At 62.8% G+C, this 24,684-nt stretch carries 18 protein-coding genes; 6 read left to right on the forward strand and 12 right to left on the reverse strand.

Going from position 1 to position 24,684, the window contains the following annotated elements:
* Positions 1–123: 123 nt before the first annotated feature.
* Positions 124–1,395 (forward strand): cytosine permease, encoded by a 1,272-nt coding sequence (codB, locus tag ACWNZ1_RS25705; protein ID WP_256453473.1) that lies wholly within the window; start codon positions 124–126, stop codon positions 1,393–1,395.
* 14 nt (positions 1,396–1,409) lie between these two features.
* A complete protein-coding gene (gene codA / locus ACWNZ1_RS25710; RefSeq protein ID WP_135846324.1) occupies positions 1,410–2,657 on the forward strand; it encodes a cytosine deaminase in 1,248 nt (415 codons plus the stop codon).
* Positions 2,658–2,860: 203 nt separating this feature from the next.
* Here codA and ACWNZ1_RS25715 read toward each other — a convergent pair whose 3' ends face one another.
* On the reverse strand, positions 2,861–3,853 hold the full coding sequence (locus tag ACWNZ1_RS25715) for a diaminopimelate epimerase (protein WP_256453474.1): 993 nt from the start codon (positions 3,851–3,853) through the stop codon (positions 2,861–2,863).
* A 170-nt stretch (positions 3,854–4,023) separates the two neighbouring features.
* Here ACWNZ1_RS25715 and ACWNZ1_RS25720 point away from each other — a divergent pair, with 170 nt between their 5' ends.
* A complete protein-coding gene (locus ACWNZ1_RS25720; protein ID WP_135846326.1) occupies positions 4,024–5,175 on the forward strand; it encodes an MFS transporter in 1,152 nt (383 codons plus the stop codon).
* Between the two features lie 126 nt (positions 5,176–5,301).
* Here ACWNZ1_RS25720 and ACWNZ1_RS25725 read toward each other — a convergent pair whose 3' ends face one another.
* The 11 genes from ACWNZ1_RS25725 to ACWNZ1_RS25775 form a co-directional block, all read right to left on the reverse strand.
* Positions 5,302–7,731 carry a TonB-dependent siderophore receptor gene (locus ACWNZ1_RS25725; protein WP_456027953.1) on the reverse strand — a complete coding sequence of 810 codons (2,430 nt, stop codon included), beginning with the start codon at positions 7,729–7,731 and terminating at the stop codon, positions 5,302–5,304.
* 98 nt (positions 7,732–7,829) lie between these two features.
* Positions 7,830–8,813: a FecR family protein gene (locus tag ACWNZ1_RS25730; protein WP_456027954.1), complete on the reverse strand. Its 984-nt coding sequence runs from the start codon at positions 8,811–8,813 to the stop codon at positions 7,830–7,832.
* Positions 8,814–8,850: 37 nt separating this feature from the next.
* On the reverse strand, positions 8,851–9,351 hold the full coding sequence (locus tag ACWNZ1_RS25735) for a sigma-70 family RNA polymerase sigma factor (RefSeq protein WP_135846329.1): 501 nt from the start codon (positions 9,349–9,351) through the stop codon (positions 8,851–8,853).
* Positions 9,352–9,578: 227 nt separating this feature from the next.
* Entirely contained in the window at positions 9,579–10,019 is a 441-nt protein-coding gene (locus ACWNZ1_RS25740) for a carboxymuconolactone decarboxylase family protein (protein WP_135846332.1), read from the reverse strand.
* A 156-nt stretch (positions 10,020–10,175) separates the two neighbouring features.
* Positions 10,176–11,618 (reverse strand): mechanosensitive ion channel family protein, encoded by a 1,443-nt coding sequence (locus tag ACWNZ1_RS25745; protein ID WP_135846333.1) that lies wholly within the window; start codon positions 11,616–11,618, stop codon positions 10,176–10,178.
* Between the two features lie 178 nt (positions 11,619–11,796).
* A complete protein-coding gene (locus ACWNZ1_RS25750) occupies positions 11,797–12,663 on the reverse strand; it encodes a pirin family protein (RefSeq protein WP_265072246.1) in 867 nt (288 codons plus the stop codon).
* 154 nt (positions 12,664–12,817) lie between these two features.
* Positions 12,818–13,432, reverse strand: coding sequence for a response regulator transcription factor (locus ACWNZ1_RS25755; RefSeq protein WP_135848042.1), 615 nt, complete (start codon positions 13,430–13,432; stop codon positions 12,818–12,820).
* Between the two features lie 112 nt (positions 13,433–13,544).
* Complete coding sequence (locus ACWNZ1_RS25760) at positions 13,545–13,970, reverse strand: ANTAR domain-containing protein (RefSeq protein ID WP_135846335.1); 426 nt, start codon at positions 13,968–13,970, stop codon at positions 13,545–13,547.
* Between the two features lie 263 nt (positions 13,971–14,233).
* A complete protein-coding gene (locus ACWNZ1_RS25765; protein WP_456027968.1) occupies positions 14,234–17,437 on the reverse strand; it encodes a transporter substrate-binding domain-containing protein in 3,204 nt (1,067 codons plus the stop codon).
* Between the two features lie 320 nt (positions 17,438–17,757).
* Entirely contained in the window at positions 17,758–19,092 is a 1,335-nt protein-coding gene (locus ACWNZ1_RS25770) for a lysine N(6)-hydroxylase/L-ornithine N(5)-oxygenase family protein (protein ID WP_456027955.1), read from the reverse strand.
* 145 nt (positions 19,093–19,237) lie between these two features.
* The gene (locus ACWNZ1_RS25775) at positions 19,238–19,720 is read right to left on the reverse strand and encodes a sigma-70 family RNA polymerase sigma factor (RefSeq protein ID WP_135846338.1); all 483 of its coding nucleotides are present in this window, start codon (positions 19,718–19,720) and stop codon (positions 19,238–19,240) included.
* 360 nt (positions 19,721–20,080) lie between these two features.
* On the opposite strand from ACWNZ1_RS25775, the gene ACWNZ1_RS25780 reads away from it, so the two are divergent.
* The 3 genes from ACWNZ1_RS25780 to ACWNZ1_RS25790 are packed head-to-tail and all read left to right on the forward strand — an operon-like array spanning position 20,081 to position 24,608.
* Complete coding sequence (locus ACWNZ1_RS25780) at positions 20,081–21,232, forward strand: efflux RND transporter periplasmic adaptor subunit (protein WP_456027956.1); 1,152 nt, start codon at positions 20,081–20,083, stop codon at positions 21,230–21,232.
* Positions 21,233–23,203, forward strand: a complete 1,971-nt coding sequence (locus ACWNZ1_RS25785) for a MacB family efflux pump subunit (RefSeq protein ID WP_280944231.1) — start codon at positions 21,233–21,235, stop codon at positions 23,201–23,203.
* A 10-nt stretch (positions 23,204–23,213) separates the two neighbouring features.
* On the forward strand, positions 23,214–24,608 hold the full coding sequence (locus ACWNZ1_RS25790) for an efflux transporter outer membrane subunit (RefSeq protein ID WP_265072252.1): 1,395 nt from the start codon (positions 23,214–23,216) through the stop codon (positions 24,606–24,608).
* Positions 24,609–24,684: the final 76 nt, after the last annotated feature.

The raw sequence follows: 24,684 nt of genomic DNA on the forward strand, positions 1-24,684 counted from the left end.
CGCACCGCTTTCGCCCTCTTCCCCCACCCAAGTCCAAAGATTGTCTATAAATAACCTCGCGATCACTCGTTTGGCACGGCCACTGCACGCTTGCGATACCCCCTCATCCGCAAGGACCGCCACATGACTCAGAACGATCCGGGCAACGATTACCCTTTGAGCGAAGTCCCGATGCATGCCCGCAAGGGCTTGGCCTCCACGGCCATGGTGCTGCTGGGCTTCACCTTTTTCACCGCCACAATGTTTGCCGGTGGCAAGCTGGGGGTGGCGTTCGGTTTTGCCGAAATGCTCACCGTGATTGTGATTGGCAATCTGTTGCTGGGCCTGTATGCGGCGGGCCTGGGTTACATCGCCTTCAAGAGCGGGCTCAACTCAGTGCTGATGGGTCGCTTCTGTTTCGGCGAGGTGGGCAGCAAGCTGAGCGACTTGATCCTGGGCTTTACCCAGATCGGCTGGTACGCCTGGGGCACGGCGACGGCCGCCGTGGTGCTGGGCAAGTATTTCGAGTTGAGCGAGAGCTCCGTGCTCGGCTTGATGGTGCTCTTCGGCCTGGGGTTCTGCGCCACGGCCTACATCGGTTATCGCGGCTTGGAAATCCTCTCCTACCTTGCCGTGCCGGCCATGATGTTGCTGCTGATGCTGTCGATGTGGGTGGCGACGGTGAAGGTCGGCGGCCTCGATGGCTTGCTGGCGATTGTGCCGACGGGCAGCCTCGATTGGTCCACCGCCATCACACTGGTGTTCGGCACCTTCGTCAGCGGCGCGACCCAGGCGACCAACTGGACGCGGTTTTCCCGCTCGGCGAAGGTCGCGGTGCTGGCGAGCCTGATTGGCTTCTTCCTCGGCAACGGCCTGATGGTGCTGATCGGCGCCTACGGGGCGATCGTCTATCAACAGCCGGACGTGGTCGAAGTGCTGCTGTTGCAGGGTTTCGCCATGGCGGCGATGGCGATGCTGCTGCTCAACATCTGGAGCACCCAGGACAACACCATCTACAACTTCGCCGTGGCCGGTTGCAACCTGCTGCGCACCCGTCGACGCAAGACCGTGACCCTGGGCGGCGCGGTGATCGGCACACTGCTGGCGCTGCTGGGCATGTACGACCTGCTGGTGCCGTACCTGATTCTGCTGGGCACGGTGATCCCACCCATTGGCGGCGTGATCATGGCCGATTTCTTCTTCCGCTGGCGCGGGCGCTATCCACGCCTGGCCGACGCGCGACTGCCGGCGTTCAACTGGCCCGGGCTGTTGGCTTATGGGGTCGGCACTCTCGCCGCGTTCAATTCGCCATGGGTCGCGCCACTGGTAGGAATCGCTGCCGGCGCGCTAACGTATGTGCTATTGATCGGCGTACTGGGAATTCGCGCCACCAACGCCCCCCTACAAGATCTTTAAGAAGGACTCGCTTGATGCACATCATCAACGCCCGCCTGCGCAACCGCGAAGGCTTGCATGAACTGCACCTGGAAAACGGCCTGATCGCCAACATCGCCCGCCAGACCGAAGCCCCAAGCCTCGGCCCGGAAGACCTCGACGCTGGCGGCAACCTGGTGGTGCCGCCCTTCGTCGAACCGCATATCCACCTGGACGCGACCCTCACCGCCGGCGAGCCGCGCTGGAACATGAGCGGCACGCTGTTCGAAGGTATCGAGTGCTGGGGCGAGCGCAAGGCGACGATCACCGAGGAAGACACCAAGACTCGCGCCAAGAAAACCATCCAGACCCTCGCCGCCCACGGCATCCAGCATGTGCGCACTCACGTCGACGTGACCGACCCCGAACTCACGGCCCTCAAGGCGATGCTGCAAGTGCGCGAGGAAAGCCGTCACCTGATCGACATGCAGATCGTCGCGTTTCCCCAGGAAGGCATCGAGTCCTACCGCAATGGCCGCGAGCTGATGGAAGAAGCGATCCGCATGGGCGCCGACGTGGTGGGCGGCATTCCACATTTCGAGTACACCCGCGACCAGGGCGTCAGCTCGGTGAAGTTCCTGATGGACCTGGCCGAACGCACCGGCTGCCTGGTAGATGTGCACTGCGACGAAACCGACGACCCGCACTCGCGTTTCCTTGAGGTGCTCGCCGAAGAAGCCCGCAGCCGAGACATGGGCGCGCGGGTCACGGCCAGCCACACCACGGCGATGGGCTCCTACGACAACGCCTACTGCGCCAAACTGTTCCGCCTGCTCGGGCATTCGGGCATCAGCTTCGTCTCTTGCCCCACCGAGAGCATTCACCTGCAAGGGCGCTTCGATACCTTCCCCAAACGCCGCGGCGTCACCCGAGTCAATGAACTGCTCGAGGCCGGGATGAACGTGTGCTTCGGCCAGGACTCCATCGTCGACCCGTGGTACCCCTTGGGTAACGGCAACATCCTGCGGGTACTCGAAGCCGGCCTGCACATCTGTCACATGCTCGGTTACCGCAACCTGCAGAGCGCCCTCGACCTGGTCACCGACAACAGCGCCAAGGCCATGGCCCTGGGCGAACGCTACGGGTTGGAACCGGGACGCCCGGCGAACCTGCTGATCCTCTCGGCGGACAGTGATTACGAAGTGATCCGCAGCCAGGGCTTGCCGCTGTACTCGATTCGTAACGGTGAAGTACTGATGAAACGGCAGATGCCGGTGGTGGAGTTTGCGCAGCAGTTGGGCTGATGTTCCCTGAGGGAGCAGCTTGCTTGCGATAGCGGTCAGTTGCATTGACGTTGAATCTATCGCCGTCTTCGCGAGCAAGCCCGCTCCCACAGTTGATCTTTAGTGGACACAGACTCAGCGCACGACACAGATCCATTGTGGGAGCGGGCTTGCTCGCGAAGGCATCATCAGTCGCACCACAGGACCATCTGGAATATAGAAAGCTAAGGCACGGACTTAGCCGTACCAAACAACCTGACCCGCATCAGCTCGCCGGCCTGCTCCTCCAACAAAATCGGCGCAATCCCCCCCGGCATCACCACACTCACCGGCCCCGCCTGCACCCAACCCACCCGCCACGCAGCACTGGCCACCGCACTGGCGCTGGTGCCCGAGGACGCAGTGGGGCCTTCGCCCCGTTCAAACACCCGGGCAACGATCCGCCCTTCGGCGTCACGCCAGGCCCATTGCAGATTCACCCCCGCCGGGCACGGAACCCCTGCGCCAGCGGGCGCCGCATAAGCGATGCGGGTCAGGCTTTGCGACAACGGCGAGGCACGCATTTGTGCGTTGCTCGGCAGCGCGTCGGCCCCATCCACCAGAGTCACGCAATGCGGATTGCCAATGTTCACGAATTGACTGTTGCTCCATGCCGGGTTCAACCCATGGAGCACCGCCACCCGACTGACCTCACGCTGATTGAATACCACGCACTCCACGCTTTGGGCAGCGACGGCCTGAGGTCCAAACAGGGGCCTTCCCAAGTCCAGCCAGAAGCCCTGCACACCCTCGAACTCAGCTGACCGCACCGACGTGTGCAGCGGCGACAAGCCCTGGTGTTTGTCGTGGTGCACCTGCAACAAGCAATCCCCCTCGCCCAGCATCAAGCCTTGTTCTTTCAGCGCCTGGGAGAAAATGGTCAGGCCGTTGCCGCTGCGCTCGGCCAGGGTGCCGTCGGTGTTGACGATCAAAACGTCAAAGGGCGGTTCGTTCTGGAACGGGCCGATCAACAGACCGTCGCTGCGATGGGCCTTGGCATCCGGCGGTGCTTCGCCCGGCGACCAACTGCAGAACGCCTGCACCGCAGCCATGGCCCAGGCCTCGCGCCGCCGTGCAGCCAGGGCGGCTGACGACGGCAGGTCAATGCCCTGGTCACGCACCTGTTGCGGTGAAACGACGCCATAAGTATTGCCGCGTGCATCATAAAACTGCGTCATGGACCAGACTCGGAATCAGCCAGCAAGGGCCGGTACTTTATGCTGGCACAGGCTGTGGGAGCAAAGCCTGCGCTTTGATCGGCACCTTGGGGTCGCGGCACGGTCAGTGGATATGCAAGCATAGGCCCCCTGCCCGCACCAACGCACCGCACGCAAGCCAAGGACGTTTCATGACTGCCATTACGCCGCCACCCACCTTCATCCCCGGACGCCTGGAACAGATGTCCACCCGCATCGCCTACCTCATCGCGGGTATCGGCATCGCCGCCTGGGCGCCGCTGGTGCCTTACGCCAAAGTGCGGGCAAACCTGGATGAGGGCACCCTCGGCTTGCTGTTGCTGTGCCTGGGAGTGGGGTCGATTCTGGCGATGCCGATTTCCGGTGCGTTGGCGGCACGGTTCGGTTGCCGTCGGGTGCTCAGCGGCGGCACCATCCTGATCTGCCTGGCGTTGCCGTTGCTGGCGACGATGACCTCCCTGCCCTGGCTGGTGGCTGCCTTGTTTTTGTTTGGCGCCGGCCTCGGCACCGTGGACTCGACCGTGAATCTGCAGGCGGTGATTGTCGAGCGCGCCAGTGGCAAGACCATGATGTCGGGTTTCCACGGCATGTTCAGCCTCGGTGGGATCATTGGCGCGGCGGGCGTGAGCGCCCTGCTCGGCCTCGGGCTTTCGCCGCTGGGGGCAACGCTGGTGGTCAACGCGGTGCTGCTGGTGGCGCTGTTCAAAGCGGCGCCGCATCTGCTGCCCTACGGCAGTGAAAGCTCAGGACCGGCGTTTGCCATTCCCCACGGCGTGGTGCTGTTCATTGGCATCCTGTGCTTCATCGTATTCCTCGCCGAAGGGGCGGTGCTGGATTGGAGCGCAGTGTTCCTGACCGCCGAGCGTGGTGTGGAGACCGCCTATGCCGGCCTGGGCTATGCCGCGTTCGCGCTGACCATGACCGTCGGCCGGCTGACGGGGGATTCGGTGGTGCGTCGCCTGGGCGCCAAACGCGTGATCATTTACGGTGGCGCGATTGCGGCGGCCGGGTTCCTGCTGGCGACCCTCGCGCCGATGTGGCAAGCGGCGCTGTTGGGTTATGCGTTGGTGGGGGCCGGGTGTTCGAACATCGTGCCGGTGCTGTACACCGCCGTCGGCAAACAGACCCTGATGCCGGAAGCCATCGCCGTACCGGCCATCACCACCATCGGTTATGCCGGCATCCTCGCCGGCCCGGCGCTGATCGGGTTTGTCGCCCATGGCAGCAGTTTGAGCTTTGCCTTTGGGCTGATTGCGCTGTCGCTGGTGGCAGTGGCATTCAGCGGCAAAGTGCTGAAGGTCTGAATCTTCCCCCACTGGACCGTAGGAGCTGTCGAGTGCAACGAGGCTGCGATCTTTCCCCAGACAATTGAATCTCAAGCGAAAGATCAAAAGATCGCAGCCTTCGGCAGCTCCTACACAGGGCGGCTATCAGAACCCCACACTGGCCTGCACGAAGAACGTGCGCGGTGCGCCCACGTACATGCCTGAGTTGTTGTCGCTGGAGCGGGTGTAGTACTGATGGTCGAACAGGTTCTTCACCCCGGCGCCGAGTTTCAGGTTCGACAGTTGCTCACCGAAGTCATAGCCGGCGCGCACGTTCCAGAGCACATAGCCCGGCATGTCGCCGTACTGCCCGTCAGCAGTGCCGTCGGTGATGTAGTCACCGCTGAAACTGCCATCGGCGTTCACGCCGGTACCCGGCGAGCGCTGTTTCGACTGGGCGAAGGCATCGAGGTTGTAGGTCCAGCGGTTGACGTCATAGCGCAAGCCCAGGTTCACCACCTGACGGGAATAGAACGGCAGGTCGCGGCCCTTGAAGCTCGGGATCTGGCCTTCATAGGTCGCGCGAGTGTAGGTGAAACCGGCATTGGCGGTGAGGCCTTCGAGGCGTGGGTCCAGGGCAGCCATGTCGTAATGCACCGAAGCTTCCAGGCCCTGGTGCTTGGTCGCACCCAGGTTGGTCCAGCCCACGTCGTTGCTGATGTACTGCAACTCGTCGTCGAAGTCGATGTAGAACAGCGTCACTTCCCCGCCCCACACGTCATCGTTGTAGCGCGTACCGATCTCGTAGGTCTTGGCCTTTTCCGGGCTCAGGCCATTGGCGGTGTTGTTGCCGTCGCCGCCCTGGCCGAGCTGGAAGTATTGCAGGCTGCCAAATGACGTCTCGTAGTTGGCGAACAGCTTCCACGCATCGGACAAGTGATACATCACGCTCAGGGCCGGCAGCGGTTCGTTGCTATCGATGCTGCGGCGTTTTTCCTGCACCGGGCGGCCGGCGGTGTCGAGCACGGGGCGGTCATGCCACTGGGTGCTGATGCTTTCGAAGCGGATCCCCGGGGTGATGGTCCATTTGCCGATATCGATCTTGTCGTCGATGTAAACCGCATGGGCTTCAGTGCCGCCAGTGCGGTCCTGGTAAACGTGACCGTCGGAGCCCGGACGTACCACCGGCTCGTTGTTACGCAACGCCAAGCGGCTGGCTTCTTCGTGCATGCCTTCCTTGAGGTAGCGATAACCAACGCTGACCTCCTGGGTGGTTGGTCCCAGGTCGAACACGTGGGACACCCGAGGCTCGATGCCGAAGGTGTAATAAGTGCGCGGGGAGGACGCCAGGTTGCGCTGGTCCCGGGAGGCGATGGTGCTGCCACGGTAGCTGTCGGAGTAATACGTCAGCACTTCGGCCTGGGTGCGGTCGTCGATCTGGCGCAGCCACTTGAACGACACATCCTTGCGTCGCCCGCTGAAGTTGTCCCAGTCGCGGTCGGACTGGTACGGGTCGGCGTCGTATTGCTTCTGGGTCAGGCCACCGGGCATGTCGGCCTTGGCGTCGTAGTAATGGAAGTTCAGCGAGAAATCGTCCACATCGGTGGGCGCCCAGTGGGTCTTGAGGATGACGTCGTCGATGTCGTTGTCATTGTTGCTTCGGCGATAACCATTGCCATTGACGCCCGAATACAACAGCGCAACGCCCAGGCCATTGTCCGCCGTACCGCCGAGGAACGCCGTGTCGATATGTTTCCAGCCGCCGCGCTGGGAGGTTTCCAGGGTGGTGCCGATTTCGCCGGTGGCTTTTTCCGGAATCGCCCGGGTCACGAAGTTGATCACCCCGCCGACGTTCTGCGGCCCGTAGCGAACGGACCCGGCGCCGCGCACCACGTCGATGCTGTCCAGGTTGCCCGAGGAGATCGGCGCCATGGACAGTTGCGGCTGGCCATAAGGGGCGAACGCGGCCGGTACGCCGTCGATCAACACCGTGGAGCGTGGCGACAAGCGCGAGGTGAGGCCACGCACGCCGACGTTCAGGGAGATGTCGCTGCCACCGGTGCCATTGGCCTCCTGCACCTGCACACCGGGCACACGCCGTAGCACATCGCCAACGTTCATGGCGCCCTGCTCCACCATCGCTTCGCGGCGGATCACCGTACGCGCGCCCGGATGGTTCTGCACCACTTCGGCATTGGCATCGCCGAGCCAGTCGCCGACCACCTGAATTTCCGTAGCCCCCAGTTCCATGGGGCCAGCGCTGGACGCCGCTGGCGCCGGCAGCACGGTAACCGAACCTTCATCGATCTGGTATTGCAGGCCGCTGCCCTGCAGTAATTGGCGCAACGCCGCTTCCGGCGACAAGGTGCCGTCCACCGCCGGGGCTTGTTTGCCAGCGACCAGCTCGGGGCTGAAGAACACCTGTAACGAGGTCTGCTGGCCGAGTTGGCTCAGGGCCTGGCCCAGCGGCTGCGCCTGGATGTGAATGTTGCTGGGCGCCTGCTCGGCGAACGCCTGGGGCAGCGCGGCGCTGACGGCCAGGGTCAGGGCCAGTGGCAACCAGCGGGCCGGGGTGTTTTGGGTAGTGGTTTTCACGTCGAACCTTGTCCTGTTGAATCGCAAGAATACGCGTCTGTTAATGCAAACCAGTTGCAGTTGGACAAGAAGACGAAGAACTCGAAAAAAACCTGAATCTATCGCGCAATTATTTCCTGGCTGCCGTCCTCCAGGGTGCGCACGGCCACCGGCAGAATGTTTGGCAAGGCCTTGAGCAGTGCTTCGGGATTGTCTACGCGGAACACGCTGGTCAGGCGCAGGTTACCCACCGCCGCGCTGCCGACCCGCAGGGGCTTGGCGCGATAGCGGGAGACTTCTTGCGCCACTTCGCTCAAGGGCGCGTTGTTGAATACCAATTTGCCGTTGCGCCAGGCCGTGAGTGCATCGGCGTTGATCGCGTAAGGGGCGGCGACTTTGCCCTGGGCATCGATCTGGGTACCGAGGCCCGGCGTAAGGCTGACGTACTGGGTTCGCGGTGCATCGCGTCCCTGGACCTTGACACTGCCCTGCTCCACCGCCACCCGGGTTTTGTCGGCGTCGCGGCGCACGTCGAAGCGCGTCCCGGTCACCGTCACCTGACCGTTGCCCGCATCAACGGTGAATGGCCGGCCGGCGTCATGCTCGACAGTGAACAACGCCTCGCCTTCGGCCAGTTCCACCCGGCGTTGATGATGGGCGAATTGAACACGCACTCGGCTGCGACTGTTGAGATCGATCATCGAACCGTCCGGCAATGCGATGTGCCGACGCTCGCCGAGGGTCGTGGCAAATTCGCCGCTGTAATCGGTGGAAGAACTCAAGCCACTGAACAGACCCAGGCCGACCGCCACCGCCAGCAACCCGGCGGCCACCGCGTAGCGCAACAGTGGCCGACGCCTGGGCCGTTCGGCGGGGCGCTCGCACAGCGCTTGCAGGCGTTCCCTGGGCAGCAGGTCGGTGGCGCTCCAGATGCCTTGCAGCAGTTGGATCTCGTCGCGGTGGTTGGGATGTTCATCCAGCCAGGCATCGAAACGCTGGCGCTCATCGACACTCATGGCGGGCGCTTGCAAGCGCACGAACCATTGCGCCGCCTCGTCGCGGACCTTGTCCTGCCCGCACGGGCATTCATGGTTATCCATCATGGAAGGTCCTGTGGCTCAGGAGGAAGATGACGACCGATCATTGGCCAGGCCCATCCAAACGATCGCGCAGATGCCGCAGGGTGCGGATCATATACTTTTCCACCATGTTTTTTGACAGGCCCAGGCGCTCGGCGATTTCCGCCTGGGTCAGGCCTTCGATCTTCTGCCAGACAAACACCGTACGGCAGTTGGCCGGCAGCTCGGCAAGCGCCCGCTCGATAGAGTCCGCCAGTTGGATCGCGTGCATGAAATGCTCCGGGTCGCCCGAAAACGACTGACCAGGGTCAATGACAGCCTCTTCCATGGCCCCCCGTCGATCTTCGCGCCGATAGCCATCCACTGCAATGTTACGCGCCGTCTGATGCAAATAGGCCCGTGGCTGCTCGACCCCGCTCGAATCGGACTCAAGCACCCGAACGAAGGTGTCATGGGCCAGGTCCTCGGCCTGCTGGCGATTGCGCAGGCGACGGGTCCAGGTGCCGATCAACTCTTCGTAATGCTCGAAAAAGCCAGGTCTGCGGGGCAGCTTGGGAATCATCGCGGCGCGCTGTGGGAACGGGGCGATAATAGTAATGCTTCCCATTAAGGAGAGACAAACGGATTGCGGTGCCTGTCGTCCGAAGCTTTAAAGCTGAGGATTGAATCTTTGTGGGGGCTTGTTCGCGATAGCGTGCTATCGGCAGGTCTATGTGTGACTGCCCCACCGCTATCGCGAGCAAGCTTTGCTCCCACAGGCTTGCTCCCACAAGGATTTTCTTCGTCCAACTACGCCTCGGGCATCTTGCGAAAACCCACCGCCAGACGGTTCCAGCCGTTGATGGCATTGATCGCCACCGTCAGGTCGACCATTTCCTTGGGGCTGAAATACTCGCTCAACAGGGCATAGTCGGCGTCTGGCGCATGGGTGTCGCTCAGGCGGGTCAGGGCTTCGGTCCAGGCCAGGGCGGCGCGTTCACGGCCAGTGAAGAACGGCGCTTCGCGCCAGGCGGTCACGGCGTAGAGACGGCGTTCGGTCTCGCCGTCCTTGCGGGCGTCGGCGGTGTGCATGTCGATGCAGAAGGCGCAGCCGTTGATCTGCGAGGAACGCAGCTTGACCAGTTCCAGCAGGGATTTTTCCAGGCCCAGTTTCGAGACGGCGGTTTCCAGGGCCAGCATAGCTTTGAAGGCGTCGGGGGAAGCGGTGTAGAAATCGATACGCGGTTGCATGGTGAGCTCCAAACAATGAGGTGTGGGGCTACGTTAGCCTTGCGCTGGCGTGGGACAAATAGCCAATTGTTGGGAAGTTCGGGTGGCCAATGGGGGCCGATGCCTACCTCCTGGGAATGAACACCTCGCCACAGGGTGGACACTTCAAGAGGTGCGTCAGGCCCGGCTACGCAGCCATTGCAAAAAGCGCTTCTTGGCAACCGGCTTGGGGAGCTCGCGGGTCAGGTTCTGGGCCAGGTGCATGCGCACGTCCAGCAGGTTTTTCATGGCGTCGTTGATGTCGCGACGGGCGTCGAGACAAGGTTTGAGGTAGCTGTTTTCGATGCGATAAAGGGTGCAGAACGTCTTGGCCGAAAAGCTCGCCAGCGCAGCCTGCCCGGCGACGATACCGGCTTCGCCGATCACCTCTCCCGGCCCCATGCGCCCGCCTTCGAACGGCTGGCCATTGCGCACAAGGCTCACGCTGACCACGCCGGACTCGATGATGAACAGATGATCGCTGACCTCCCCGGCTGCCAGGATCACATCACCGGCGCGGAAGGTTTGCAGGGTCATGTTCTGGCTGAAGGTTTCCTTTTCATCCTGGCGCAAGGTGGAGAAAATGTTCGAGCTTTCCAGCAACGCCCGGGGCCGCGACGCTCCATTGGCCGTGGCACTTTCGCTGGTGGACAGCAGGCTCACACCCGATGCCTGCAAATGCCGGAAAGCCAGGTCGAACAGCTGGTTGCGCACCTCGCGTTTCTGGGCCCTGGAGGCGACGAACCCGCTGATCTCGTATTCGGCCCCGCCGCTACCGCTGCTTTTGAGCGTCACACAGGGTGCCGGGTTGGTGAGCAAGGTACGACAGCCGATCATGGCCCGCTCCAGGGCATCGATCACTGTTTGGGGTCGCGCATGAGGGCTGACCTGGACGCTGATGGACAAGCCATGGACATCGCTGGGCCGGCTGAAATTGATGACCTTGGCCTTGGCCGCCAGTGAGTTGGGAATCACCGCCATGCTGCCCTGGGCAGTCTGCAGTCGCGTGGCCCGCCAGTCGATGTCGGTGACCCGGCCTTCGGTGCCATCGATGGAAATCCAGTCATCGAGCTGATAAGGCTTGGTGGTGTTGAGCACGATCCCGGAGAACACGTCGCTGAGGGTGCTCTGCAAAGCCAGGCCGACGATGATCGCCATCGCGCCGGAGGTCGCCAGCACCCCCTTGACCGGCAGGTCCAGCACATAAGCCAGTGCCGCGATGACCGCGATCAGAAAAATCACCGCGCCCAGCAAATCCTGCAACAGTCGCCCGGTATGGCCGACCCGCTGCATCATCGCCGCGCCGATCATCACCGTCAGGGTCCGCGCGGCGAACAACCACCAGGCGATCTGCAAGCCGGTGGCCGCGAGGTGGCGTGGCACATCGTCGACCCACTGCGCCGGCTGCATGGGGTTGAGTCCTTCGTTGAACAGCAGCACGCTGAACAACGAAAAAATCAGCAGCCGTGCGCCGATTTTCCAATAGGTCCGATCCGCACTGACCAGGCGCCACATCAGTAGGTCGAGCACAAGCAACACCAGGGCACAGAGCAGCGGGTGCTCGGAGATCAGAGACAGCATCGGCACAGCTCCAGAAAGGCCATTGGCGAAGATTGGCACAGATTGAACACGGCGTGGAGCTCACCACAAAAACCTTGTGGGAGCGAGCTTGCTCGCGATGGCGGTGTATCAATCAATGATGCATCGACTGCCAGACCGCTATCGCGAGCAAGCTCGCTCCCACAGGGATTGTGTCGCCTCAGTCATCCATCCGCCCAAAGCGCCCGGCGTGAAAATCGTTGAAGGCCTGGTGGATTTCCTGCTCGCTGTTCATCACGAACGGACCATGGCCGACGATGGGTTCGTCGATGGGCTCGCCGCTGAGCAGTAGCACCACTGCATCGTTATTGGCTTGCAGGCTCAATTGGTCGCCGGCGCGGTCGAACAGCGCCAGCTGCCCGGCCTCGACCCGCTCGCGGCCATTGGCCTGGACCGAGCCGCGCAGCACCACCAAGGCGGTGTTGTGACCTTCATGCAGGTCGAGGGTGAGGTTTTTCCCGGCATTCAGGCGGATGTCCCAGACGTCGATGGGCGTGAAGGTCTTCGCGGGGCCGTGCTGCCCTTCGAAGGTCCCGGCAATCAGGCGCAGGCTGCCGGCGTTGTCCTTCAGGGCGATGTTCGGAATGTCGCCCTTGAGGATCGTCTGGTAGCCGGCCGGGGTCATTTTGTCCTTGGCCGGCAGGTTGACCCACAGTTGGACCATCTCCATGAACCCACCCTGGCGGGCAAAGGCTTCGGAGTGGAACTCTTCGTGGATGATCCCCGACGCGGCGGTCATCCATTGCACATCGCCAGGGCCGATCTTGCCGCCGCTGCCGGTGGAATCCCGGTGTTCCAGTTCGCCCTGATAGACGATGGTCACGGTTTCGAAGCCGCGATGCGGGTGTTGGCCGACGCCCCGGCGCTCGGTAGTGGGTGTGAATTCGCTGGGGGCCGCGTGATCCAGCAGCAGGAACGGGCTGATGTGCTTGCCCAGGTTGTCGTAGGAAAACAGCGTGCGGACCGGAAAACCGTCGCCGACCCAATGGGGCCGTGGGCTGGTGTAGAGGCCGATGATGTTTTTCATGCTGTGTCTCCAAATCGGGTATTGCGATTAATGGACACAGAATAAAACCGACACCTTTAGAGCACTAGACTGCAAAAACCGGCCTTAGCGTTCTATCCAGGGAACGATAAAACGAAACCGGTGGGAGCGGGCTTGCTCGCTCCCACAAGTGGCGTCACAGATGATTGCGCTTGGAGAACTCCGACAGCCCCACCAACGATTTCAATCCAAGCTTTTCCAACAGGCGGGTCTTGTAGGTGCTGACGGTTTTTGGACTCAGGAACAGGTTTTCGGCGATGTCCTTGCCGCGCATGCCCATGGACAGCATGCGCAGAATGGATAGCTCGCGGGTGGAGAGGCTCTCCAGCGCCTGCTGTTCGGAGCGCTGTTGAAAATCCAGCCTGACGGACATTTGCGGAAAATAGGCGTAACCGGACTTCAACGCATGAATGGCCTTGATCAGCTCCTTCAAGTCGCTTTTCTTGGTCACAAAGCCCCTGGCGCCGGCCGAGATGCAACGATTGCAGAAGTGCTGCGCATCCTGGGAAGTGAACACCAGCACGCCACACTCAGGAAACTGGGCGATGATCCAGACCAACAGGTCCAGGCCATCGAAACCGTTCATCACCAGGTCGAGGATCACCAGGTCTGGCGTACCTTCCTTGATGAGGGCCCTGGCATCGGCGGTGCCGCTGGCATCCCTGACGCGGGTGAACCCTTCATTCTGGCAAATGAGCCGCAATGCTCCTCGTATGACAGGGTGGTCATCCACGATCAATACGTCTTTCAAGGCAGTTCCCCAGGTCAATACAAACGGCGTCGATGCCATGCCTGCACCGGACTTTTGCACAAGCGCCAAGCGGTGCCACCTGTCAGGTTCGACAGTGTAGACCAACGGTGAATCAACCTCCGCGCCCCTGCCTGAGGGGACGCGTCCAAGGTTGCAGTGACTCGCTGACCGGGGGATCAACCCGCTCCATCAGGCGTCCCAATGAAGTGAGGTCAGGCAGTTGAGCATCGTTCAGATACAGGTTTGATCGACGCACAGCAGACAGGCCGACCTGCTGAGCGTCGTAGATCATTGCGTAGCGAACCTGGGGGTTATCGAGCATGAAATCGTGCAGGTCCAACGCCCCGTTCGCCAGCCCGGCATGGACGACAACCAGGTCGAAGGGTTCGCTGCCGTACTCCACCAGCGCCAGCAACTCCTGCACATCACTCACGGGGGCGATTCGGAAATAGCCCAGTTGATTGAACAGGCGTTCAAGTTTCATCCGATGATAATGCTGTGTGTCGGCAATCAGGATACGTAGTGTTTTATTCGGCATGGCAGGCTTCCAGGAGCAACGCGACAGGTATGAAGCTGGGGCGTCAGGCTAGAGGAAGCTTTTGTGAGACGCTGTAGGACTAATCCGAAAAAGAAGAAGGAAAAGCGTCATCCCGATCAACCGAGGAAAACCAGAGCCGAATGCTGTCCCTGTGGCGAGGGGATTTATGTGGGAGCAAAGCTTGCTCGCGAAACATGCATCTCGATCCCTGCAACACCGAATCGTCTTCATCGCGGGCAAGCCTTGCTCCCACCAAACGCGGGTTATCCCCTTGCCACATGGTTCTTCAGGTATTGAGCCAAGTGTTCCATGGCCTGGCGCAGCTTCTCCACGGCGTCGGCGAGCAGCGATTCATCGCCCCCGCGGCAGGCGTCTTCCAGGGTTTCGCAGGCAACGATCAGGCGTTGCGCCTGGATAATCCGCGCCCCGCCCTTGATTCGATGCGCCAGGTCCGCCAATCCAGGCACATCGTGCTGGGCGAACAAGCGCAGCAGTCGTGTTTCATCTTCGGCATTGCTACTGACCAGCTCTTCCAAGAGGCTTTTGATCGAGGCGGTATCGCCGCCAGTCAGTTGTTCGAGGCTGGTCAAGTCGATGCCGTCGGTGGACGGCGAGGCATTCGGCATGATCGACGCCAGACGCGTGCTGAGCTGCCTGAGGCTGATGGGTTTGAACAGGCAATCGTCCATTCCAGCTTCGGCGCAGTGTTGCTTTTCCTCGGGCTGGGCGTTGGCGGTGAATCCCAGGATCACACCCGGCGACAAACCTTGGGCGCGCTCCTCGGCGCGAATGTTCCGGGCCAGTTCGTAGCCGCTCATCAACGGCATGTTGCAGTCGGTGATGACCACATCAAAGTGATCCCCGCGCCAGGCATGCAAGCCTTGAACACCGTCCTCGGCATCCTCGACGCGATGCCCCAGGTAGCCCAGTTGTTGGGACAGCAGCAGGCGGTTGGCCGGGTAGTCATCGACCACCAGGATGTTCAGCACCCGGCCCGGCAGCAGCGCTTCGATCTCTGCCGGCGGCGCTTCTGCCAAGGCGTCGAACACAGGCAGGCTCAGCAGGACTTCAATCTGCGTGCCCTCCCCCGGCACGCTGCTCAGCGCCAGGGTGCCGCCCATCATTTCGCACAAGGTGCGGCTGATCACCAGCCCCAGCCCGGAACCACTGCGCGCCGACTGAGTGTTATGGCTGGCCTGGGTAAAAGGGCTGAACAGCCGCCGCTGATCCTCCAGGGAAATACCGCAGCCGGTGTCCTCGACCCGCAGACAGACTCCCAGACGCTCATTGTCACGGGCTTGGGCCCGTACAATCAGGCGCACTTCCCCCTGGTCAGTGAACTTGATGGCATTGCTCAACAGGTTCGACACGACCTGCTTGAAACGCAACGGGTCGATCAACACATCGCGATCGCTCGCAGCATCCAGATCCAATTGCAGACGCAGGTACTTCTGTCGGGCCAGGCCTTCGAAAATCCGCGCCAGCGACTCGATCAGAGCCCGCAGATTGGCTCGCTCCGGCGCCAGGGACAGCTTGCCCGATTCGATGCGGGCGATGTCGAGGATGTCGCCGATCAAGTCCAGCATGCCGTGGGCGGCGCCCGAAGCGACTTCGATGGCAAACCGATCCACGACACCCTGGTCGGCCTTTTTCATCGCCAGCTCCAGCATGCCGATCACCGCATTCATGGGCGTGCGGATTTCATGGCTCATGGTCGCCACGAAGGTGGTCTTGGCCCGATTGGCGTCGTCGGCGCGCTCCTTGGCCACCCGCAACTGCTCCAGCAGCCGCCGCAGATAAAACACCCACGCCAACGTCACCAGCAACAGCAACGCGGCGACGGCGAACCCTTGGATGATGGTCGTGCGGTTGCGCAGCCAGTAGCTGTCATCGATCACCACTTCACTGCGCCAGCGGTTGGTCAGCTCGTCCATTTCTTCGGGGGAAATGCTCAGCAGCGCCTTGTCCAGAATCGAGTAAAGCTCCAAGGCTCCTCGATTCGTCGCCAGGGCAACCCGCGCCGGCAAGGTGCCCACGGTACTGGTGACTTGCAACGTGTCGCGGTACTGGCGGGAGATCAGGTAGCGGGCGCTGATCAGTGGATTGATCGCACCGTCCGCCGTGCCTGCGGCGACCATGGCCATGGCGTCGGCGGTATTCTGCGCGACCACCAACTGCACGCGAGGAAACTGCTCGAGCAGGAACTCGCGTAGTACGTTGCCACGCACCAGCGCCAGGCGCTTGCCGGCCATCTGGTCCAGGGTCAGCGGGACCTTGGCCCGAGCGGGCACCACCAGCACGAACGGGTTCGTCAGGTACGGTCGGGTAAAGCGCAACTCGTCTTCAAGTTCGGTGCTGGGTATGGCAGTCGCCAAAACGTCAGCCTCGCCACTCTCGATCTGCCCGATCAGCTCGTCAATCGAGTCGCCGCGCTGCACATCGAACTTCAACCCGGTGCGCAAGCTGATCCGGGCCAGCACATCGGCGCTGATGCCGCGCAAATGGCCCTGTTCATCGATGAACGTCAGCGGCAGGAAGTTTTCGTTGATCGCGACCTTGATCCGCGGATGGGTATCCAGCCAACGTTGTTCCTTGACGCTGAAATGCAGCGCCTGCTGACCCGGCATGCTCGCGCCGCCAGCGCTCCAGCGGCGCAGGATGCTCATGCGTTCGCCCGCGGGAATGGCTTGCAGCGCCGCGTTGACCACGGTTAACAGGCGCCCATTGTCGCGCCTGAGCGCAAAGGCGAACGGCTGCACTTCCATGCGGGAGAAATCCGCCAGTTGGATATTGTTCAGGTAATTCTTGCTGATCAGGTAATTGGCACTGATCGAGTCTCCCAGATAGACGTCGGCCTGACCGAACGCCACGGCGCCGATGGCGCTCAGGGTCGAGGGGTACAACTGCAGGGAGGCATCGGGATAGAACGCCTCGACCGTCTCCGGCGGCAAATAGTGATAAAGCATCGCCACCCGTTTGTCCGCCAAGTCCGCGGGCAAGTCCTGGCTGTCGTCGATGCGGGCCACGAGGGTCGGCAGGTCATCGGCGTAGGCCTGGGACATCGCCAAGGCCGGGTCGCTGGCTTCAAAGCCGTTGGCGGTGCCGAGCAGGTCAACCTCACCGCTGCGCAGGGCCTGGAGCGATTCGGCACGGGACGGGTAGCGCTGCACCTGCACGTTGACGTGCAGCAACTGCCCGAGCAACTGGGCATAGTCGGCGGTCAGGCCTTCATAGTCGCGGCCATTGCCGGTGATGCCGAAAGGTGGATCATCCGGCGCCGAGGCGCCCAGCAACAACGTGCCCTTTTGACGCAGCCAGGTCCAATCGGCTTCGTCCAGAGACACCGAATAGTCGCTCGCATGGGAACGCCCGAGCACCTGCAGCGTCTCGGGTGCCGCACCAGCCTGTGGCGCCACACTCAATGAGCCCAGCAACAGCGCCGCCAGGCCTGTGCGTAAAAGCATCATCTCGATCAAGTTGTTTCGCTTGGCGTAATCGGCCCGGCGCACCACCGACTTCACCATAAGTCAGGGTGACCGGCTGATGGGTTCAGACTGCCAATACGAGGGAACAGCGAACCGAGCCTTTCAAACAGCGGGAGGCGTGCAGTGAGTGTAGGAAGTTTCTGAGGAATTTCCTGCGAGTTGCCCAGGCCCCCATTCAGGGTCCGGAACTGTGGGAGCGGGCTTGCTCGCGAAAGCGGTGGGTCAGTCAATATATTTCTAGCTGATACACCGCCTTCGCGAGCAAGCCCGCTCCCACATGGTTTTTGCAGCGCGGCTCTGGCCTATACAGCGGCCAACAGCACATCTCGCACCGCACGAGCCTGCCCACGGTTTTTCCCGTGCTCATACAACGAGCCGGCGATCTCATCGGCACGCACCGGCAGGATCGACAGCAAGGTGTCGCTCAGGCCATGGCTGGCCTGGCAGAAGCCCTGCATGTAGATCGCCGCCTTGCAGCGCTCGTCGGTGATCAACTTGTAGTTGCGGTCCACCTCGAAATCCCCCAGGTATTGCGCAAGCGGGCTCAACAGTGTGCGGTGCATCTGCCGTTCGTAACCGGTGGCCAGCACCACCGCGTCATAGCGGCGCACGGTCAGTTCGCCGGTGGCGTTGTTGCGCACCGTCAGTTCCACCCCGGCGTCGGTGGCCGTGGCTTTCTCCACCGTGGTCAGGGTGCGGAACGCATGCCGCGCCACGCCGGAGACTTTCTGGCGATAGAAAATCCCGTAGATGCGTTCGATCAAGTCGATGTCCACCACCGAATAGTTGGTGTTGTGGTATTCGTTGACCAGGCGCTCGCGCTCGCTGTGGGGTTGCTGGAACACCAGGTCGGTGAATTCCGGCGAAAACACTTCGTTGACGAACGGGCTGTCGTCCGCCGGCTTGAGGGCCGAGCCGCGCAGGATCATGTCGACCTGCACCGAAGGGAAGCTGTCATTGAGGTCGATGAAGGCTTCCGCCGCGCTCTGGCCGCCACCGATGATGGCGATGTTCATCGGCTGGCCGCTCACGCACGGCTGGGTCGTCATGCGCTCCAGGTACTGGGAATGGTGGAACACCCGGCCGTCATCCTTGAAGGCCTTGAACGCCTCGGGAATACGTGGTGTACCGCCGGCACTGACCACCACCGAACGGGTGGTGCGCACGAACTCTTCGCCCTGGGCATTGCGGGAAATCACCCGCAGGGCTTCGACCTGCTGGTTGTGCAGCACCGGTTCGATGCGCAGCACTTCTTCACCGTAGCGGCTCTGCCCGGCGAACTGTGCGGCGACCCAGCGCAGGTAGTCGTTGTACTCCATGCGGCACGGGTAGAAGGTGCCGAGGTTGATGAAGTCCACCAGGCGACCATGGTGCTTGAGGTAATTGACGAACGAATAAGGGCTGGTGGGGTTGCGCAGGGTCACCAGGTCCTTGAGGAAGGAGATCTGCAACTCACTCTGGGTCACCAGGGTGTTGCCGTGCCAGCGATAGTCGGCCTGTTTGTCGAGAAACAGCGCATCCAGTTCGCCCTGGACCGGGCCCCGCTCCTGCAGCGCGATGGCCAGCGCCAGGTTCGAGGGGCCGAAGCCGATGCCGATCAAGTCGTGAACGACGGGCGATGCAATTGCCTGTGTCATGTCCAGTGTCCTCTGGAGAAGCCCCGCAACAGGGCGCGAAAAACCTGGGGAACCTGCCCAGCGTTTGTGGGGCCGGCAAGTCGTCTGTTGAGAGGAACGAGGACAATGAAAAAAAATTTACCGCGATGCGATCAGCGTGGGTCGATTATTGCGCGTCCCACTGTCGCACCCGAACGCGGCAGTGCTTCATGGCGTTGACGATGTGTTTTTCCACCAACGCCCGGGAAATGCCCAGGCGCTCGGCGATTTGCGGGTGGGACAGGCCTTCGAGCTTGCGCAACAGGAAACTCTCGCGGCACAGCGGTGGCAACTCGGCCAGGGCACGTTGCAGCATGTCCAGGCGCTGGCCATGGTCGAGGCTGGTGTGGGGCGACGGTGTGAAAAAGCGCTCTTCGCTGTCCAGCACATCCAGGGATTCGACCTGGCGCAGGGTATTGCGCCGATGCCCATCGATCACCAGATTCAACGCGGTGCGGTACAGGAACGCCCGGGGCTGTTCGATGGGGGTGTCACTGGCACGCTCCAGCACCCGTACATAGGCGTCATGCACCACATCCTCGGCCGCCTGGCGGTTGCCTAGCCTGGCGTTCAGGAAACACACCAGCTCGCGATAGTAGTTTTCCAACATGACTCCCGTGCGCAATGGCTGCGACAGCTATCCCTGTGCCCACTCGACATGCCTGGAAACAGGCAATGGCACGATGGTGGCAGATTCAATCGCGTAATTTATAGTAATTCTCATATAGATTTAAAGCTTTCGTTTGTATCCGGCCTGATTCATTCAGATAAGTAGGCGCCAGGCACCGCTTTTGTGGCGAGGGAGCTTGCTCCCTCGCCACAGGGGTCTGTGGCGTTTCAACTGATTTTCCCAACCTGCTACCAAGTGTTTCACACCAGTAAATTCCCGTCCGGAGCGCTCGTTTACCAAGACAGCCTCCCGTCCCTGCCCTTCATGGAACGGGCCCGACACCTCCGGCCGGAACCCTGCATGAAACGTCCCCGCCCTACCCGACGCGCCTGGCTTTTAACCTTCGCCCTGCTTCCAGCCGTGGCCTTCGCCACCTGGCAAGCGGTGGCACCGAGCCGTGAATCCCTGGTCACCGCACCCGTCACCCGTGGCGATATCGAAAACAGCGTCACCGCCCTGGGCACCCTGCAACCACGGCGTTATGTGGACGTGGGCGCCCAGGCCTCCGGGCAGATCCAGAAGATTCATGTGGAAGCCGGTGACGAGGTTCGCGAGGGCCAGCTCCTGGTGGAAATCGACCCGTCCACGCAAAAGGCCAGGCTCGACGCCGGCCGCTTCTCCATTGAAAACCTCAAGGCCCAGCTTCAGGAACAGCGCGCCCAACACGACCTGGCCCAGCAGAAATTCCGCCGCCAGCAGCAACTCAAGGCCGGCGGCGCCACCCGCGAGGAAGATGTACAGACCGCCCAGGCCGAGGTACGGGCGACCCAGGCACGCATCGACATGTTCCAGGCGCAGATCCGCCAAGCCCAGGCCAGCTTGCGCAGCGACGAGGCCGAGTTGGGTTACACGCGCATCTACGCGCCGATGAGCGGCACCGTGGTCGCCGTCGGTGCCCGGGAAGGCCAGACCCTCAACGCCCAGCAGCAAACCCCGTTGATCCTGCGCATCGCCCGTCTATCCCCCATGACCGTCTGGGCCGAAGTCTCGGAAGCCGACATCGGCCACGTCAAACCGGGCATGACCGCCTACTTCACCACCCTGGCCGGCGGCGCCCGGCGCTGGAGCAGCACCGTTCGGCAGATCCTGCCGGTGCCGCCACGGCCGCTGGAGGCCAGCCAGGGCGGCAGCCCCACGGGCGGGCGCAGTGGCAGCGAACGGGTGGTGCTCTACACCGTGTTGCTCGACGTCGACAACGCCGACCGCGCCCTGATGACCGACATGACCGCCCAGGTGTTTTTCGTCGCCGCCCAGGCCCACGACGTACTGACCGTGCCCAGCGCCGCGTTGCAAGACAACACCGGCCAAGTGCAGGTGCTGGCCGAGAACGGCGAGGTTCAGCCACGGACCGTGCGCACCGGCGTCAGCGATCGACTGCGCACCCAGATCGTCGACGGCCTGAATGAGGGCGAGCGGGTGCTGATCGACCCGGCTGTCGGCAGTGGAGGCTGAATGAACACGCCCCTGATCGAACTGCGGGACATTCGCAAGGCCTACGGCGGTGGCGACAGCCCTCGGGTGGAGGTGCTGCGCGGCATCGATTTATCCATTCATGCCGGGGAATTCCTGGCGATTGTCGGCGCGTCCGGCTCCGGCAAATCGACCCTGATGAACATCCTCGGTTGCCTCGACCGCCCCACCAGCGGCGAGTACCGTTTCGCCGGTGAAGACGTCGCCCATCTGGGCAGCGATGAATTGGCCTGGCTGCGGCGCGAGGCCTTCGGGTTCGTGTTCCAGGGCTATCACCTGATCCCTTCGGGCACGGCCCAGGAAAACGTCGAGATGCCGGCCATCTACGCCGGCACCTCCGCCGCCGAACGCCATGCCCGCGCCAGTGCCCTGCTCGCACGCCTGGGCCTGGCCAGCCGCACTGGCAACCGCCCGCATCAATTGTCCGGCGGCCAGCAGCAACGGGTGTCGATTGCCCGGGCCCTGATGAACGGCGGCCACATCATCCTCGCCGACGAACCCACCGGCGCCCTCGACAGCCAGAGCGGCATCGAGGTCATGGCCTTGCTCGACGAACTGGCGAGCCAGGGCCACGTCGTGATCCTGATCACCCACGACCGCGAGGTGGCGGCCCGGGCCAAGCGCATCATCGAAATCCGCGACGGGCAGATCATCAGCGACAGCGCCGGCCCTGTACCCGCCACCCCACAGGCCAACCCCAAGGCATTGCAGGCCGTGGACCTGCGCCAGCGCCTGAGCGCCGGCAGCGAACACACCGGTGCCTGGAAAGGCGAGTTGCTCGACGCGGTGCAGGCGGCGTGGCGGGTGATGTGGATAAACCGTTTCCGCACCGCCCTGACCTTGCTCGGCATCATCATCGGCGTGGCCTCGGTGGTGGTGATGCTGGCGGTGGGCGAAGGCAGCAAGCGCCAGGTCATGGCCCAGATGGGCGCCTTTGGCTCCAACATCATCTACCTCAACGGCGCTGCCCCAAGCCCTCGCGCCGCCAAGGGCATCATCCGCGACGATGACCTGGCCGCCCTCGCCGCCCTGCCCGAAGTGCAGCGGGTCATGCCGGTCAACGGCGCCGAAGCCAGCGTGCGCTTCGGCAACCTCGACCACACCAGCTACGTGGGCGGCAACGATACGAACTTCCCGCTCATTTTCAATTGGCCGGTGGTCCAGGGCCATTACTTCAGCGAGGCCGATGAGCGCAACGCGGCCGCAGTCGCGGTGATCGGTCACAAGGTCCGGCAGAAACTGTTCAAGGATGTCGCCGACCCCATCGGCCGCTACATCCTGATCGAGAACATGCCGTTCCAGGTGGTCGGCGTACTGGCGGAAAAAGGCGCCAGCTCCGGGGATTCGGACGCCGACAACCGCATCGCCGTGCCCTACTCCGCCGCCAGCGTGCGACTGTTCGGCAGTCGTCATCCCGAGTACGTGGTGATCGCCGCCAAGGACGCGGGCAAGGTCAAGCAAGCCGAACAAGCCGTCTCCCGAACGCTGTTGCGCCTGCACGACGGCAAGCAGGATTTCGAACTGACCAACAACGCCGCAATGATCCAGGCCGAAGCGCGCACCCAGGGCACGCTGTCGCTGATGCTCGGCGCCATCGCCGCGATTTCGCTGCTGGTGGGTGGCATCGGGGTGATGAACATCATGCTCATGACCGTGCGCGAACGGACCCGTGAGATCGGTATCCGCATGGCCACCGGCGCTCGCCAGCGCGACATCCTGCGCCAGTTTCTCACCGAGGCGGTGATGCTCTCGGTGGTCGGCGGGCTGGCCGGTATCGGCCTGGCCCTGCTGGTGGGCGGCGCCTTGCTGCTGGGCAAGATCGCCGTGGCGTTCGAGTGGCTGGCGGTGTTCGGCGCCTTCGGCTGCGCCCTGGTCACCGGCGTCGTCTTCGGTTTCATGCCGGCCCGCAAGGCCGCCCGCCTCGACCCGGTCGCGGCCCTCACCAGTGAATGAACCTCATCCTATGAAAGCGCACTTGACCCTCCTGGCGACCGGCCTGTTACTGGCAGCCTGCGCCAGCCCGTTGCCGGCCCCGGACAGCGGCATCCAGCCGCCAGCGGCCTGGCAAAACCTCGATACCCCCAGCACTCGGGCAGATAACCAGCAATGGTGGACGCAGTTCGGCAGCCCGCAATTGAACCGGCTGATCGAACAAGCGCGCCTGGACAGCCACGACCTCGCCGCCGCCATGGCCCGGGTGCGCCAGGCCCAGGCCAGTGCCGTCATTGCCGGCGCGCCACTGCTGCCGGAAATCAGGGCCGGGCTCAACGGCAATCGCCAGGAGTTGTTGCGGGGCAAGGGCTACAGCCAGCTGGACGTGGATCGGAACAACCGCACCATCGATTACTACGACGCCAACCTCAGTGCCAGCTATGAGCTGGATTTCTGGGGCGGCAAACGGGCGGCCCGGGACAGTGCACTGAGCACGCTCTCGGCCAGCCAGTTCGACCGCGCGACGGTGGAGTTGACCTTGCTCAGCAGCGTCGCCAATAGCTACACCCAGGCACTGTCCCTGAACGAACAACAGCGCATCGCCGAACTGAACCTGGCCAACGCCCAACGCGTGCTTGACCTGGTGCAGACCCGCTACGACGCCGGCAGCGCCACGGCCCTGGAACTGTCCCAGCAGAAAAGCCTGGTGGCAGCCCAGCAACGCCGATTGCCCCAGGTGCAGCAACAAGCCCGGGACGCCTTGATCACCCTGGCGGCGCTGCTGGGGCAACCGGTGCAATCGGTCAGGCTCGACGCTGAAAACTTCGACCGCTTGCACTGGCCGTCCATCGACGCCGGCGTCCCCAGCGAGCTGCTGCGCCGCCGCCCGGACATCGCCGCCGCCGAAGCCCGCCTCAGCGCCGCCCAGGCCGACATCACCGTGGCCCGCGCCGCCATGTTGCCCTCCGTCACCCTGGGCCTGAGCCTGGGCACTGGCGCCGACATCGCCGACCAGTTGCTGCGCAACAACTTCTACAACCTCACCGCCGGCTTGGCCGCGCCAATCTTCAACAACGGCCGCCTGAGCGCCGAACGCGACCGAGCCACCGCGCGCCAGGAAGAACTGCTGGAACTCTACCGCGCCGCCATCATCAACGGCTTCGCCGACGTCGAAAAAGCCCTGAACAGCATCCACGGTCTGGACCAGCAACGGCAGTGGCAAGCCGAAGAACTGCACCAGGCCCAGACCGCCTTCGACCTCGCCCAGAGCCGCTACCAGGCCGGGGCTGAAGATTTGCTCACGGTGCTGGAAACCCAGCGCACGCTGTATGCCGCCCAGGACATGAACGTGCAATTGAGACTGGCGCGGGTGCAGGCGAGTGTGGCGTTGTATAGGGCGTTGGGTGGGGGTTGGGAAGTGATGTAAGGCTAAAGCCAAGTGACATCATGGCGAGGGAGCTTGCTCCCTCGCCACAGATAACTCCCCTCTTCATAAAGGGTGT

This window comes from Pseudomonas sp. CFBP 5748 (assembly GCF_053850495.1).

What these genes read in the sequence shown, in the direction of transcription:
- codB (WP_256453473.1), top strand. Translation starts at nt 124, where the DNA reads ATGACTCAGAACGATCCGGGCAACGATTACCCTTTGAGCGAAGTCCCG.
- codA (WP_135846324.1), top strand. Translation starts at nt 1,410, where the DNA reads ATGCACATCATCAACGCCCGCCTGCGCAACCGCGAAGGCTTGCATGAA.
- ACWNZ1_RS25715 (WP_256453474.1), bottom strand. Translation starts at nt 3,853, where the DNA reads ATGACGCAGTTTTATGATGCACGCGGCAATACTTATGGCGTCGTTTCA.
- ACWNZ1_RS25720 (WP_135846326.1), top strand. Translation starts at nt 4,024, where the DNA reads ATGACTGCCATTACGCCGCCACCCACCTTCATCCCCGGACGCCTGGAA.
- ACWNZ1_RS25730 (WP_456027954.1), bottom strand. Translation starts at nt 8,813, where the DNA reads ATGATGGATAACCATGAATGCCCGTGCGGGCAGGACAAGGTCCGCGAC.
- ACWNZ1_RS25735 (WP_135846329.1), bottom strand. Translation starts at nt 9,351, where the DNA reads ATGATTCCCAAGCTGCCCCGCAGACCTGGCTTTTTCGAGCATTACGAA.
- ACWNZ1_RS25740 (WP_135846332.1), bottom strand. Translation starts at nt 10,019, where the DNA reads ATGCAACCGCGTATCGATTTCTACACCGCTTCCCCCGACGCCTTCAAA.
- ACWNZ1_RS25745 (WP_135846333.1), bottom strand. Translation starts at nt 11,618, where the DNA reads ATGCTGTCTCTGATCTCCGAGCACCCGCTGCTCTGTGCCCTGGTGTTG.
- ACWNZ1_RS25750 (WP_265072246.1), bottom strand. Translation starts at nt 12,663, where the DNA reads ATGAAAAACATCATCGGCCTCTACACCAGCCCACGGCCCCATTGGGTC.
- ACWNZ1_RS25760 (WP_135846335.1), bottom strand. Translation starts at nt 13,970, where the DNA reads ATGCCGAATAAAACACTACGTATCCTGATTGCCGACACACAGCATTAT.
- ACWNZ1_RS25765 (WP_456027968.1), bottom strand. Translation starts at nt 17,437, where the DNA reads ATGATGCTTTTACGCACAGGCCTGGCGGCGCTGTTGCTGGGCTCATTG.
- ACWNZ1_RS25770 (WP_456027955.1), bottom strand. Translation starts at nt 19,092, where the DNA reads ATGACACAGGCAATTGCATCGCCCGTCGTTCACGACTTGATCGGCATC.
- ACWNZ1_RS25775 (WP_135846338.1), bottom strand. Translation starts at nt 19,720, where the DNA reads ATGTTGGAAAACTACTATCGCGAGCTGGTGTGTTTCCTGAACGCCAGG.
- ACWNZ1_RS25780 (WP_456027956.1), top strand. Translation starts at nt 20,081, where the DNA reads ATGAAACGTCCCCGCCCTACCCGACGCGCCTGGCTTTTAACCTTCGCC.
- ACWNZ1_RS25785 (WP_280944231.1), top strand. Translation starts at nt 21,233, where the DNA reads ATGAACACGCCCCTGATCGAACTGCGGGACATTCGCAAGGCCTACGGC.
- ACWNZ1_RS25790 (WP_265072252.1), top strand. Translation starts at nt 23,214, where the DNA reads ATGAAAGCGCACTTGACCCTCCTGGCGACCGGCCTGTTACTGGCAGCC.